This window comes from Streptomyces canus, from assembly GCF_030815415.1.
GTDB lineage: Bacteria > Actinomycetota > Actinomycetes > Streptomycetales > Streptomycetaceae > Streptomyces > Streptomyces canus_F.
In genome coordinates, this window is record NZ_JAUSWW010000001.1 from 3,129,843 (window position 1) to 3,143,500 (window position 13,658).

The following is a 13,658-nucleotide window of genomic DNA, read 5'->3' on the forward strand; positions in this document are numbered from 1 at the left end:
AGCGACCTCACCCCTTCGGGGCAGAGATCGAACGGTTGTTGTCGTGATCTCAGCCCTCGTGGGCCGAGATCTATTCCCGATCGTGATCCGGGACCTATTCGCTCGGCTGCTCGATGTCCGGACGGATGTCGATCCGCCAGCCGGTCAGACGAGCCGCAAGCCGGGCATTCTGCCCTTCCTTGCCGATCGCCAGCGACAGCTGGTAGTCCGGCACCGTCACGCGCGCGGAGCGGGCCGCGAGGTCGACGACCTCCACCTTGGAGACCCGGGCCGGGGAGAGCGCGTTCGCCACCATCTCGGCCGGGTCGTCCGACCAGTCGACGATGTCGATCTTCTCGCCGTTCAGCTCACCCATGACGTTGCGCACCCGCCCGCCCATGGGGCCGATGCAGGCACCCTTGGCGTTCAGTCCGGAACGGGTGGACCGTACGGCGATCTTCGTCCGGTGACCGGCCTCACGCGCGATGGCGGCGATCTCCACCGAACCGTCGGCGATCTCCGGCACCTCCAGGGCGAAGAGCTTCTTCACCAGATTGGGATGTGTGCGCGACAGCGTGACGGACGGACCGCGCACACCCCTCGCCACCCGCACGACGTACGACCGAAGCCGCATGCCGTGCTGATACGTCTCGCCGGGGACCTGCTCCTGCACCGGCAGGATGGCCTCCAGCTTGCCGATGTCCACGAGCACGTTCTTCGGGTCACGGCCCTGCTGGACCATGCCCATGACGATGTCGCCCTCACGGCCGGCGTACTCGCCGAGCGTCGCGTCGTCCTCGGCGTCGCGCAGCCGCTGCAGGATGACCTGCTTGGCGGTGGTGGCGGCGATACGGCCGAAGCCGGACGGGGTGTCGTCGAACTCGCGGGCCTCCTGGCCCTCCTCGAGGTCCTCGGGGTCCTCCTTCGCCCACACCGTCACGTGGCCGGTTTCCCGGTTGAGCTCCACGCGCGCGTGGCGGCGGCTTCCCTCGGTGCGGTGGTAGGCGATGAGGAGGGCCGACTCGATCGCCTCGACCAGCAGGGGGAAGGAGATCTCCTTCTCCCGTACCAAGCCCCGCAGGGCACTCATGTCGATGTCCACGGCTACGCCTCCTCTTCCTTCTTGTCCTTGCGGTTGAACTCGACCTGCACGCGCGCCCTGTCGATGTCGGCGAAGGCGAGTCTGCGGCTGGTGGCCTTGCGGCCCTTGACTCCGGGCACCTCGACGTCCAGACCCTCGTCGTCGACCTCGAGGATCCGCGCGACCACTTCGCCACCCTCGGTCAGCTGGAACTTCACCAGCCGGCCCACGGCGCGCACATAGTGCCGGTGCTCCTTGAGGGGGCGCTCCGCGCCCGGGGTGCCGACCTCCAGGGTGTACTCACCCTCGCCCATCGCGTTCGTCTCGTCGAGCTTCGCCGAGAGCGCGCGGCTCACATCGGCGATCTGGTCCAGGTCCGCCCCGGTGTCGGAGTCGACGACGACACTGAGCAGCCGCTTCCGTCCTACGGAGTCCACTGAGATCTCTTCCAGATCCAGACCCTGGGAGCTGACGAGCGGTTCCAGGAGCTCTCGCAGCCTCTCGCTCTGGGTGGTGCTCATCCGGGTGACTCCTCGGCCGCGTGTGCTGTTGTGGGTAGGTCGCGTGTCTGGTCAAAGGGTATCCGCTCCAAAGGTGTGTTGCCGTCCACCCTGCGGCGACCGGGGGTCCGCCACGGTGCCGATGAGGGGGTGTGGACCGGGGCGCGGGTACCGTGATCACCGGCGGGCCGCCTTCCCGCCCATGTGTTCGTACGAGCCCCCCGAGGACGACTGCCGTGCCGTACCCCCCGCCGCCGCGCACCCCCTCGGGGCCGCGCCGAAGAACCCTCCTCGCCTCGGCCGCCGGTGCCGCCCTGCTGGTGGGCTGCTCCTCCGGGTCCGAGGAGACCGAGGAGAGCACCGGAGGCAGTCCGTCGGTCGCCGAGCGGGCACGCACGCGTGCGGCGCGGGACAGCCGGGGGATCGTCGAGCGGTACGACGCGGTGATCGCCGCGTACCCGGGGCTCGCCGAGCGGCTGGGGGTGCTGCGGGCGGAGGCCGTGCGGCATGTGGAGGCGTTCGGCGGTACGCCGGCGGCGACCGGTTCGGCGTCGCCCACCGTCGGCTCCCCCGCCCCCTCCGTCGTACCCGGCACCGAGAAGGACGCCCTCGCCGGGCTCGCCACGGCCGAGCGGTCGCTCGCGGACGCACGGGCGAAGTCGCTCCTCGAGGTGCCGGGCGAGCTGGCCCGGCTGCTGGCCTCCGTGGCGGCGGCCGGGGCGGCCCACGCGTATCTGCTGACGGAGGCGGCGAAGTGAGCGACGAGCAGGACAAGCGTGAGCTGGCCGCGCTCCAGGCGGCGCTGGCGGCCGAACATGCCGCCGTGTACGGGTACGGGGTCGTCGGCGGGCGGATCCGTGAGGGGCGGCGTACCGAGGCGAAGTCGGCGTACGACGCCCATCGCGCCCGGCGCGACGCGCTCGCCCGTGAGGTGCGTGATCTGGGCGGCACCCCGGCGGCAGCGGCGGCGGGTTACGCGCTGCCGTTCCCGGTGCCGGACTCGGACGCGGCCGTGCGGCTGGCCGGCGAGCTGGAGGACCGGGTCGCCGGGGTGTACTCCGACCTGGTGCGGGCAACCGTGGACGGGCGGCGCTCCATGGCCGCCGAGGCGCTGCGGGAGGCGGCGGTGCGCGCGGTGCGCTGGCGCGGGGAGAGCGTAGCCTTCCCTGGTCTCGCCGAACGGGCGGCGACCGCGTCGGCCCCGCCGACTTCGGCGACACCCACGGCGTAACGGGTACGGGAAGGGAACTGCTCGCGTATGGCTTTCGAACCGCCACCGCGTCTGGTGAGGGCGCTCGGTGAGACGGCACCCGGAGACGGCTGGCTGGAGAAGCTGCCCGAGGCGGCTCGGCAGGCCGTCGCGCTACGCGAGTCGACCGTGGAGCGGGTGCAGGTGCCGGGCGGCCGCAGCAGCCTCGTCGTCCTGGTCCGGCGGTCCGACGGCACCCCCGCCGTGCTCAAGCTGGCCCCGCCGCGGTCCCGGCCGGAGGCCGAGCGGGCGGCGCTGGCGCACTGGGGCGGGCTCGGTGCGGTGCAGTTGCTCGACGAGCCGGTGACCGAGGGGGTGCTGCTGCTGGAGCGGCTGCATCCCGATGTGTCGGTGCGCTCGTTGCCGGAGGCGAAGGCGCTGCTGGAGGCGGCGGGCACGTTGCGCCGGTTGTGGGTGGAGCCACCTGTCGACGGGAGCGCCCAGGTCTTCGAGACGGTGGCCGAGCGGACCGGGCGGCAGGCCGAGGCGATGCGGGCGGGCGCGGGCGCGGATGTGGCCGATCTCGTGAGTGCGGCTCTGACTGCCCGTGAGGAGTTGCTGGTGGCTCCGCCGGAGTCGCGGTTGCTGCACGGGACGTTTCGGCAGAGCAAGGTGCTGGCGGCGGAGCGGTCGCCGTGGCTTGCCGTGGGGCCGGATCCGGTGGTCGGGGAGTGTGCGTTCGATCTGGCTCGGCTGGTGCGGGATCGGGTCGAGGACTTGATTGCTCAGCCGTCGGGGGCGGCCATCACCCGGCGGCGGATCAAGCGGCTTGCCGAATCGTTGGATGTGGATCAGGAGCGGTTGCGGGGATGGACGCTGTTCCGGGCCGTGGAGTCCGGGGTGCGGGCGCGGCGGGTGGGTCGGCTTCAGGACGCTGAGTTGTTGCTGGAGTTCGCCGGGTGGCTTTAGGGGTTGAGTGCCCCTGGGTGGGTCGGTCGGCCCGGAGTTGCGACGCACTGGACCTCCTGGCCGGTAACGTCCCCATGACCGTTCCCCGCCCGTAGTGACGTTCTGGCATGTCCTACGGTCGGGGAACGATCTGAGGTTCTTTATGCGCTGAGGCGGGCGATCGCCTCGTCCACCGTCAGCTCCTCGCGCTCGCCGGTCCGGCGGTCCTTGAGTTCCAGGACGCCCTCGGCGGAGCGGCGGCCCGCGACGAGGATCTTCGGTACGCCGATCAGCTCGGCGTCCGTGAACTTCACGCCCGGGGAGACGCCGGCCCGGTCGTCGACCAGGACCCGCAGGCCGGCCGCGCGCAGCTTCTCGGAGACGTCGAGGGCCAGTTCGGTCTGGAGGGCCTTGCCGGCGGCGACGACGTGGACGTCGGCCGGGGCGACCTCGGCGGGCCAGCACAGGCCCTGCTCGTCGGCGCTCTGCTCGGCGATGGCCGCGACCGCGCGGGTGACGCCGATGCCGTAGGAGCCCATGGTCACGCGGACCGGCTTGCCCTGCTGGCCGAGGACGTCGAGCTTGAGGGCGTCGGCGTACTTGCGGCCCAGCTGGAAGATGTGGCCGATCTCGATGGCGCGGTCCAGCTTGAGGCCGGTGCCGCACTTCGGGCAGGGGTCGCCGTCCTGGACGACCACGACGTCGACGTACTCGCCGACCTCGAAGTCACGGCCCACGACGACGTTCTTGGTGTGCGTGTTCGCCTTGTTGGCGCCCGTGATCCACGCGGTGCCCGGGGCGACGCGCGGGTCGGCGATGTACGTGACCTTCTCGCCCAGCCCCTGCGGGCCGACGTAGCCACGGACCAGGTCCGGGCGGCCCGCGAAGTCCGCCTCGGTGACCATCTCGACGACCGCGGGGGCGAAGTGCGCCTCGACCTTGCCCATGTCGACCTCACGGTCACCGGGGACACCGACGGCGACGATCTCGCCGTCGACCTTCACGAGGAGGTTCTTCAGGGTGGCGGAGGCCGGGACGCCGAGGGAGGCGGCGAGGGTCTCGATGGTGGGGGTGTCGGGGGTCGGGATGTCCTCGGCGACGGGGACGTCGGTGGCGTCCACGGGCTTGAGCTCGTACGAGATCGCCTCGGTGTTCGCCGCGAAGTCGCAGTTGGGGCAGTCGGCGAAGGTGTCCTCGCCGGCGCCGGCCGGGGCGAGGAACTCCTCGGACTTGGAGCCGCCCATCGCGCCCGCGGTGGCGGCGCAGATGCGGTAGTCGAGGCCGAGGCGCGTGAAGATCTTCTGGTAGGCCTGGCGGTGCAGCGCGTAGGACTGGGCCAGGCCCTCGTCCTCGGTGTCGAAGGAGTACGAGTCCTTCATGAGGAACTCGCGGCCGCGCAGCACGCCGGCCCGCGGGCGGGCCTCGTCCCGGTACTTGTTCTGGATCTGGTAGAGGATGACCGGCAGGTCCTTGTAGGAGGACGCCTGGTCCTTCACCAGCAGGGTGAAGATCTCCTCGTGGGTCGGGCCGAGGAGGTAGTCGCCGCCCTTGCGGTCCTGGAGGCGGAACAGCTCGGGGCCGTACTCCTCCCAGCGGCCGGTCGCCTCGTAGGGCTCACGCGGCAGGATGGCGGGGAGCAGCACCTCCTGGGCGCCGATCGCGTCCATCTCCTCACGGACGATCCGTTCCACATTGCGCAGGACCCGCATACCGAGGGGCAGCCAGCTCCAGATGCCGGCCGCGGTGCGGCGGACGTAGCCGGCGCGGACGAGGAGCTTGTGGCTGAGGACCTCGGCGTCCGCCGGGTCGTCGCGCAGCGTCTTCGCCATCAACTGGGACATGCGCTGGACCGGTGCGTTGGCCATGGTTCTCGTACTCCTGCCGGATAAGGGTGATGGCTAGGAGGTTAGCCGGGGGGCCGGTTGTGGCGGAAATCGGTTAGGGCCTGTCCGGCGGATCAGGCCGGCTGCAAGCAACGGCACTTGTCGACGCGGGTGAGCGGGGTCTGGTGCGTGCAGCTGCAAGGCGGAGGAGGGAGTCGACGCGATGGGGGTCCCCCCGCTCGAGCGAAGCCGAGAGTGGGGGAGTCGGCGAGTGACGACAACGCGGCAGATGTGCGTGCCAGACCCCGCGACGCCGGCATGATCCGCCGGACAGGCCCTAACGGCGGCGCAAGGGGAGGGGGGCGCCCATCACGGCGTACGGCTTCGGGGCGCTGGGGAACAGGACCTGGCGGGCCAGGTCCTGGTAGCCGAGGGAGTGGTAGAGGCCGCGGGCCGGGCTGTCGGTGTCGATCGCGGAGAGGATCGAGCGGGGTTCGCGGGCGCCGTCCGTGATGGTGGTGATCAGGGAACGGCCCACACCGCGGTTCTGGTAGCGCGGGTGGACGTGGAGTTCCGTGATCACGAAGGAGTCGTCCAGCCAGTTGTCGTGGCCCTGGGCGCGGAGATAGGGCTCCACGACCGTGGACCACCAGTGGGTGCGGTCGTTGGGCATGCCGTAGACGAAGCCCACGAGACGCTCCGCCGAGGTGGCGCCGAGGGCATGGGCGCCGGGGTAGGTCATGTGGCGGAGGACGATCTGGCGGCGGACCGCCACCTCGTCGGCGCCGAGACCGAACGCTACCGCTTGGACGGCCAGGGCTTCGTCGACGTGGGTGGAGAGGTCGAGAGGGCCGATCACGATGTCGTCGGGTTGGCGGCGGTGTCCGTGACCGGGGAAGCGCATGTGGGGATCGTATAGGGGGCGCGCGTTGTTGGCTGAGTACGGGTTCGTTGTGGCTGGTCGCGCAGTTCCCCGCGCCCCTACGGCCGTTGCACTAAGGGCATTTGCCAGAAAAGGCTTGTCAGAACAGGACGCTCATGAAGGCGCCTACCTCCTGGAAGCCCACCCTCCGGTACGTCCTTCTCGCCGACGTGTTGAAGTCGTTGACGTAGAGACTGACCACCGGGGCCACGTCCGCCAGCGCGTACCGCAGGACCGCCGCCATGCCCGGGGCCGCCAGGCCCCTCCCCCGGTACTCGGGGGCCACCCACACACCCTGGATCTGGCAGGCCCGGGTCGTGGCCGCGCCGATCTCGGCCTTGAAGACGACCTTGCCGTCGGCGTCGATACGGGCGAACGAGCGGCCGGCACCGACGAGTTCGGCGACCCTCGCCTGGTAGAGGAGGCCGCCGTCGCCGGCCAGCGGGGAGACGCCGACCTCCTCGGTGAACATTGCCACGCACGCTGGCATGATCGTCTCCATCTCGTCCTTGCGCACGCGGCGGACGTGGGGATCCGGGGCTATGTCGGTGGGCATGCGGTCGGTGACCATGAGGGGCTGGCGCGGGCGGACGTCGCGGGCCGGGCCCCAGCTGGGTTCGAGAAGGCGCCAGAGTTCGGCGGTGGGTTCGGCCGGGCCGACGATCGAGGAGCAGCGGCGGCCCGCCCTGCGGGCGCGGTCGGCGAAGGCGCGGACGGCTCGGGGGGTGGCGCAGATGGGGACCAGGTTGGCGCCGGCGTAGCAGAGGGACGTCAGCATGCCGTCCTCGTACCAGCCCCACATCTCGCCGCCGAGCCGCCAGGGGTCGAGGCCGGCGACCTGTATGCGGGATGTCACGAAGGCGTTCGCGACCGGGTCGCGGTCGAGGACGGCGAGCGCGGCGTCCAGGTCGCTCGGTTCGAGGACCCGGGAGGTCGTCTGGGTCAACACGGGCGGGGCCTCACACTGGGGACTGCTGATCTCCGCACTGTACCTGCGGAAGCTGAGCCATGCCGCCCAGTGGAGGGTGCCGTTGTTTTCAGGTGCGGGGCGTCGGGGGTGCCGGGCGCCTGTGAGCTCGGGGGCTGCGGTGCGGGGGCGGCTGCGGGTCGTGTGGAGTGGTCGCGCAGTTCCCCGCGCCCCTGGAGGGGCCTGCGGCCCCACCCCGGGACGAGTACCCGTCAGCCCGCGACCGCCACCGACGGCTCGCCCGATGCGACGCCGTCCGCCTCCATCTGCTCGGCCAGCTTCATGGCTTCCTCGATGAGGGTCTCCACGATCTTGGACTCGGGGACGGTCTTGATGACCTCGCCCTTGACGAAGATCTGGCCCTTGCCGTTGCCGGAGGCGACGCCGAGGTCGGCCTCCCGGGCCTCGCCGGGGCCGTTCACCACACAGCCCATGACGGCGACGCGCAGCGGGACCTCCATGCCGGTGAGGCCTGCCGTGACCTCTTCGGCCAGCTTGTAGACGTCGACCTGGGCACGGCCGCAGGACGGGCAGGAGACGATCTCCAGGCCGCGCTGCTTGAGGTTCAGGGACTCCAGGATCTGGTTGCCGACCTTGACCTCCTCGACCGGAGGGGCGCTCAACGACACGCGGATGGTGTCGCCGATGCCCTGGGACAGCAGCGCGCCGAACGCCACCGCCGACTTGATCGTGCCCTGGAACGCCGGGCCCGCCTCGGTGACGCCGAGGTGGAGGGGGTAGTCGCACTGGGCGGCGAGCTGCTTGTACGCCTCGATCATCACGACCGGGTCGTTGTGCTTCACCGAGATCTTGATGTCCCGGAAGTCGTGCTCCTCGAAGAGGGACGCCTCCCACAGCGCCGACTCGACCAGGGCCTCGGGGGTCGCCTTGCCGTACTTCTGGAGGAGGCGGCGGTCCAGGGAGCCCGCGTTCACGCCGATGCGGATCGGGGTGCCGTGGTCCTTCGCCGCCTTGGCGATCTCCTTGACCTTGTCGTCGAACTGCTTGATGTTGCCGGGGTTCACCCGGACCGCGGCGCAGCCGGCCTCGATGGCCGAGAAGACGTACTTCGGCTGGAAGTGGATGTCCGCGATGACCGGGAGCTGGGACTTGCGGGCGATGGTCGCGAGCGCGTCGGCGTCGTCCTGCGTGGGGCAGGCCACGCGGACGATCTGGCAGCCGGAGGCCGTCAGCTCGGCGATCTGCTGGAGGGTCGCGCCGATGTCCGACGTACGGGTCGTGGTCATGGACTGCACCGAGACCGGGGCGTCTCCGCCCACCGCCACGGTGCCGACCTGGATCTGCCGGCTCTTCCGGCGCTCGGCAACCCTGGTCGGAACGGACGGCATGCCGAGAGAAATCGCAGTCATCTGCTGTGCAACCCCAAGTCGTGGATCAAGGTCCGGCGCCAACGGAACAGTGGGCTCCAGGCTTCGAGATTACGGCACGAGCGCTGGCCCGAGCACTTCCCCACCTCGAATGCACTCGGCGGGGGGACCCCCATCACCGGTCGACCCACACGAACGAGGACGGCCCGGCACACACGGTGCCGGGCCGCCATGAACTCCGGATGACTAGGAGATTCTCACCAGGTTGATCGAGCCCGGATCGCTCTGGATGCTCAAGTCCGGAGCGGTCTCACAGCCCAACACAGGAGTGCCCCCACCTTCCCCGTTCAGGAGCCCCACGATCTCCGCCCACACGCCGTCCGCCAGCCAGGCTCGCTGCCGGGGGCGCACCTTCCCCGGAGCACCGAAGCGCGCAGGAAGATCACGCCACAGGATTCCTGTACGCAGACGGTGCAGCATCCCCACCAAAGCTGCCCGCAGGTCCAACGGCGACCGAAAGTGGTGCGCTCCATACCTGGAACGGAGCAGTTCCTCGATGCGAGCCCACTGGCTGTCGGACGGGTCGGGAGGCACAAGCACCCCCGTCTGCTCGTGCCACTGAATGGTCAAGCACTTCGTCCCCTCGCGGTACCGAAACCCGGAATCCACGATGCGGACCCGCACCCTCAGCTCCTCGACCAGACAACGCTGGTCGTAGTGCGACAGAGCCCGGATGTCCGGAGCCGCCGTGCCCAGAACATCGACAAGCCGGGCCTCCTTGTGGGCTCGACCCTCCAGCTCCGTCAGCCAGTCCCGGGCATGGCCCAGGATCCGCTCGAAGATCTCCCTCTCCGATTCGAGCTGCCGCATCGCGGCCGCGACAACACGACTCTGCCGCGTTTGGCCCTGCAATCCCTCCAGTTCCTCCGCGCACTGCGCGACGAGGCCCTTCAGTGATCTCACCCGCTCAAGGTGCCGGCTCAACTGAGTCCTCGCCTCGGAGGACGTCGACGACATCGGCCGAGGGTGGCGTGGCATAGCGGCCAGCAGAGCATTGACGTGCCGCATCACCTGTTCCTCGACGTGATCAGCACGCAGAGACATACAGCCGCATGAGACGGCTTCCTGCCATCCCGAACAGCGGTACGTCCGCACCCCGTCGTTGCTGCGGAAGCACCCGACGTAGGGCCGCCCGCACGGCCCTTGGATGCGCCCGGTGAGCGGGTACTCCCCCAAGGGAATCCTGCGTGGCCGGGCCAGCTCGGCCAGCGCCTGCTGAAAGGCACGGGACCGGTCCGCCGGGAGGATCGCAGGCAGTGGGATCACCACGCTCTCGCCGTACACAGGCCGCCCGTCGCCATCGAGCCTCGTGCAATGGCCGCCCCACTGCTGATCGGAGCGGCGGAAGGCGGCCTCTCCGAGAAACGCCGCGCTCTTGAGTCGCCTGTGGAGGTTCGACGCCGTCCAACGCTTTCCGCTGCGGGTGAGAAACCCACGTCGGTTCAGCTCCTCGGCAATGTCCGCGACGGAGCGGCCACCCTCGATCACCAGGTCCGCCAGGAGCCTCACCACGGCGGCCTCAGTCGGGTCGATCTCGAGAATCGATCCGAAGGCGCCCTTCCCACTGATCCGGTAACCGTAGGGCGCCGGACCGCCCGGCCAGCCCCCGTCGACCGCCTTGAGCTGCCGACCCAACTGCGTGCGGGCGACGATACGGCCGTAGTCCGCCTCCACCGCCTGTGCCAGCCGGTCGACAGTGAGCCACCTTTCAACGCCCGACTCGCCCAGAGGATCGGTGCAGCACTCGACCCGCGCCCCGGCATCCTCGATTTGCCAGATACAACGCCAGATAGCAGCTTCCGTCCGCGCCAGACGGTCAAGACGATGAACGAGAACGAGATTCACCCGGCCTGCGGCGATTCCCACGAGCAGCTCATTGAGTCCAGGCCTCGAAGCCGTCGAACCCGATTCACCGAGGTCTTCCCAGGATCCCGCGAGGTGCCAGTTCGGCCGCTGCTCCAAGAATGCCCGAATGGCATCGGCCTGAGCCGGAATTCCATACTTTCGTTTCTGCTCCGCTGTCGAGACCCGCATGTACGCGGCGACAGCGGGGGCCTCGGAGTTCCTGCCCTTGTCTTCTGCGCACAGCGCAGTACCTTGCTGCATGTCAGTCCCTTTCAGACTGGCCAGACCCCAGGGTGTTGGCGCACCGCTGGGGTCACCCATGAACAGCAAGAACGTACGAGGGTCGCATTCGCGTCGTACGAATAATTCGCGCCCTTCACCCGTGAGAGTTACACAAGTGAAGGGCGCGATAACTGCCGCGATGACAGAAAATGAGTGCTTCTCAGCTGATGCGGACCGGATTAACGACATCGGCGATCAAGACGAGAACGGTAAAGCAAATAAAGATCCCCGCCACGACATAAGCCACCGGCATCAGCTTCGCCACGTCGAACGGGCCCGGGTCCGGGCGGCGCAGGACCTTCGCGACGTTTCGCCTCAGCGACTCCCACAGGGCGCCCGCGATATGGCCGCCGTCGAGGGGCAGCAGCGGGAGCATGTTGAAGAGGAAGAGGGAGAGGTTGAAGCCGGCGAGCAGCATCACGAACATAGCCAGCTGCTGCGAGGCCGGGATGTCCAGTGTCGCGATCTCGCCGCCCACCCGGGCCGCGCCGACCACACCCATCGGGGAGTCCGGCTCGCGCTGGCCGTCACCGAAGGCGGCGTCCCACAGGGCCGGGATCTTGGAGGGCAGGGCGGCGAGGGAGTCCACCGCGTCGCCCACGCGGTCCGTCATCCAGACCACCGAGTCGCCGAAGTCCTGCTTGACGACGCCGGTGGCGGCGCTGAAGCCGAGGAAGCCCGCCTTGACGTACTCGCCCTCGACGTAGGCGCCGTTGGAGTCCTTCTTCGCGACGAGGTTGGTGGCGATCTTCGCCTGGAGGGGGACCTCCTTGCCGTCCCGGTCGACGACGATCGCCACGGTCTTGCCGGCGCTGTCGCGGATGAGGTCGGAGAGGGTGTTCCAGTCGTCGGTCTGCACGCCGGCGAAGGAGACGATCTTGTCGCCCTTCTTCATGCCCGCCGCCGCGGCCGGGGAGGCCGCGTCGGTCTTCTTGCACGTGTCGCGGTTCTCGCTCTGGGAGATCACGCACGGGGAGACCGAGGCGACGTCGGTCGTCTGCTGCTGGATGCCGAAGCCCATCAGGACCGTCAGGAAGAGGGCGATCGCGAGGATGAGGTTCATGAAGGGGCCCGCGAACATCACGATGACGCGTTTCCAGGGCTTGCGGGTGTAGAACATCCGGTTCTCGTCACCCGGCTTGAGCTCCTCGTACGCGGCCGAGCGGGCGTCCTCGATCATGCCGCGCCAGGGCGAGGTGGAGCGGGCCTCCAGCTTGCCGTCGGCGCCCGGCGGGAACATGCCGATCATGCGGATGTAGCCGCCGAACGGGATGGCCTTGACCCCGTACTCGGTCTCACCCTTGTTCCTCGACCAGATGGTCGGGCCGAAGCCGACCATGTACTGCGGCACCCGGATGCCGAAGAGCTTGGCCGTGGACAGGTGCCCCAGCTCGTGCCACGCGATCGAGACCAGCAGGCCGAGCGCGAAGACCGCTATGCCGAGGATGAACATCAGGGTCGTCATGCACGGGCCTCCGCCGTCTGTGCTGCCAGTTCCCGGGCCCGGGTGCGCGCCCAGGTCTCCGCTTCGAGGACGTCCGACACGGTGAGTGAGGTTCCCGTGACCGGCGTGCCGTGTTCGTCCACCACGCGCGTCACGGTCTCCATGATCCCGTTGAACGGCAGCGCGCCGGCCCGGAAGGCCTCCACGCACTCCTCGTTGGCGGCATTGAACACTGCGGGGGCCGTGCCCGCGAGCTCCCCCACGTGCCTCGCAAGGTTGACCGAAGGAAACGCGTCGTTGTCGAGCGGGAAGAACTCCCACGTCGACGCCTTGCTCCAGTCGAACGCGGGGGCCGCGTCGGGGACGCGTTCGGGCCAGCCGAGGCCGATGGCGATGGGCCCGCGCATGTCGGGGGGCGTCGCCTGGGCGATTGTCGATCCGTCCGTGAACTCAACCATCGAGTGGACATACGACTGGGGATGCACGACCACCTCAATGCGGTCGAAGGGAATGTCGTAGAGGAGGTGTGCCTCGATGACTTCCAGACCCTTGTTGACGAGGGTCGCGGAGTTGATCGTGATCACCGGGCCCATGGCCCAGGTGGGGTGGGCGAGGGCGTCCTCGACGGTCACCCGGGCGAGGTCGGCTTTGGTACGGCCGCGGAAGGGGCCGCCGGAGGCGGTCACGACCAGCTTCCTTACGTCGGCCCTCGTCCCGGACGCCAGCGCCTGGAAGAGCGCCGCGTGCTCGGAGTCGACGGGGATGATCTGCCCGGGCTTGGCGAGGGCCTTGACCAGCGGGCCGCCGACGATGAGCGACTCCTTGTTGGCGAGCGCGAGGGTGCGGCCCGCCTCCAGGGCGGCGAGGGTCGGGGCGAGGCCGATGGAACCCGTGATGCCGTTCAGCACGGTGTGGCTCTCGGAGGCGGCGACCTGGGTGGCCGCGTCCGGTCCGGCGAGGATCTCGGGGAGCGGCTCGCCTGTGCCGTAGCGGCTCGTCAGCGCCTCGCGCAGCTGCGGTACGGCGTCCTCGCGGGCGACCGCGACGGCCCGCACCCCGAGCCGGTGCGCCTGCTCGGCGAGGAGGGCGACCCGGCCGCCGTTGGCGGAGAGCGCGGTGACGCGGAAGCGGTCCGGGTTGCGCAGGACGAGGTCGATGGCCTGGGTCCCGATCGACCCGGTGGAGCCGAGGATCACCACGTCCTTGGGGCCGTCGCCCGGCACGGGGTCGTAGACGAGGTGCGGGTCGGCGAGGGCGCGGGCCGGAAGCCCCGTCGTCCGCCCGTAGGGC

12 protein-coding genes are annotated in these 13,658 nt (G+C 69.8%); 3 read left to right on the plus strand and 9 right to left on the minus strand.

From position 1 onward, the window contains the following. Nucleotides 1-94: 94 nt before the first annotated feature. Nucleotides 95-1,081, minus strand: a complete 987-nt coding sequence (nusA, locus tag QF037_RS14240) for a transcription termination factor NusA (RefSeq protein WP_307025220.1) — start codon at nucleotides 1,079-1,081, stop codon at nucleotides 95-97. Nucleotides 1,082-1,083: 2 nt separating this feature from the next. Further along, complete coding sequence (rimP, locus tag QF037_RS14245; protein ID WP_307025222.1) at nucleotides 1,084-1,581, minus strand: ribosome maturation factor RimP; 498 nt, start codon at nucleotides 1,579-1,581, stop codon at nucleotides 1,084-1,086. Nucleotides 1,582-1,796: 215 nt separating this feature from the next. Between rimP and QF037_RS14250 the strand changes: the two genes are divergently transcribed. Genes QF037_RS14250 through QF037_RS14260 form a run of 3 tightly spaced genes read left to right on the plus strand, consistent with a single transcriptional unit; the run spans nucleotide 1,797 to nucleotide 3,718 of the window. Then, complete coding sequence (locus QF037_RS14250) at nucleotides 1,797-2,318, plus strand: hypothetical protein (RefSeq protein ID WP_307025224.1); 522 nt, start codon at nucleotides 1,797-1,799, stop codon at nucleotides 2,316-2,318. After that, entirely contained in the window at nucleotides 2,315-2,791 is a 477-nt protein-coding gene (locus tag QF037_RS14255) for a ferritin-like domain-containing protein (protein WP_307025226.1), read from the plus strand. Before QF037_RS14250 ends, QF037_RS14255 begins: the two co-directional genes overlap by 4 nt. 27 nt (nucleotides 2,792-2,818) lie before the next feature. Then, nucleotides 2,819-3,718, plus strand: coding sequence for an aminoglycoside phosphotransferase family protein (locus QF037_RS14260; protein WP_307025227.1), 900 nt, complete (start codon nucleotides 2,819-2,821; stop codon nucleotides 3,716-3,718). Nucleotides 3,719-3,858: 140 nt separating this feature from the next. On the opposite strand, the gene QF037_RS14265 is transcribed toward QF037_RS14260, so the two are convergent. The 7 genes from QF037_RS14265 to dxr form a co-directional block, all read right to left on the minus strand. Next, on the minus strand, nucleotides 3,859-5,562 hold the full coding sequence (locus QF037_RS14265) for a proline--tRNA ligase (RefSeq protein WP_307025229.1): 1,704 nt from the start codon (nucleotides 5,560-5,562) through the stop codon (nucleotides 3,859-3,861). 295 nt (nucleotides 5,563-5,857) lie between these two features. Beyond that, complete coding sequence (locus tag QF037_RS14270) at nucleotides 5,858-6,424, minus strand: GNAT family N-acetyltransferase (protein WP_307025230.1); 567 nt, start codon at nucleotides 6,422-6,424, stop codon at nucleotides 5,858-5,860. Between the two features lie 118 nt (nucleotides 6,425-6,542). Beyond that, nucleotides 6,543-7,391, minus strand: coding sequence for a GNAT family N-acetyltransferase (locus tag QF037_RS14275; protein ID WP_307025232.1), 849 nt, complete (start codon nucleotides 7,389-7,391; stop codon nucleotides 6,543-6,545). A 230-nt stretch (nucleotides 7,392-7,621) separates the two neighbouring features. Beyond that, entirely contained in the window at nucleotides 7,622-8,779 is a 1,158-nt protein-coding gene (gene ispG, locus QF037_RS14280; protein ID WP_266887357.1) for a flavodoxin-dependent (E)-4-hydroxy-3-methylbut-2-enyl-diphosphate synthase, read from the minus strand. Between the two features lie 204 nt (nucleotides 8,780-8,983). Next, entirely contained in the window at nucleotides 8,984-10,903 is a 1,920-nt protein-coding gene (locus tag QF037_RS14285; protein WP_307025234.1) for a recombinase family protein, read from the minus strand. A 181-nt stretch (nucleotides 10,904-11,084) separates the two neighbouring features. Then, nucleotides 11,085-12,377, minus strand: a complete 1,293-nt coding sequence (locus QF037_RS14290) for a M50 family metallopeptidase (RefSeq protein ID WP_307037161.1) — start codon at nucleotides 12,375-12,377, stop codon at nucleotides 11,085-11,087. 8 nt (nucleotides 12,378-12,385) lie between these two features. Then, nucleotides 12,386-13,591, minus strand: coding sequence for a 1-deoxy-D-xylulose-5-phosphate reductoisomerase (dxr, locus tag QF037_RS14295; RefSeq protein WP_307025236.1), 1,206 nt, complete (start codon nucleotides 13,589-13,591; stop codon nucleotides 12,386-12,388). Nucleotides 13,592-13,658: the final 67 nt, after the last annotated feature.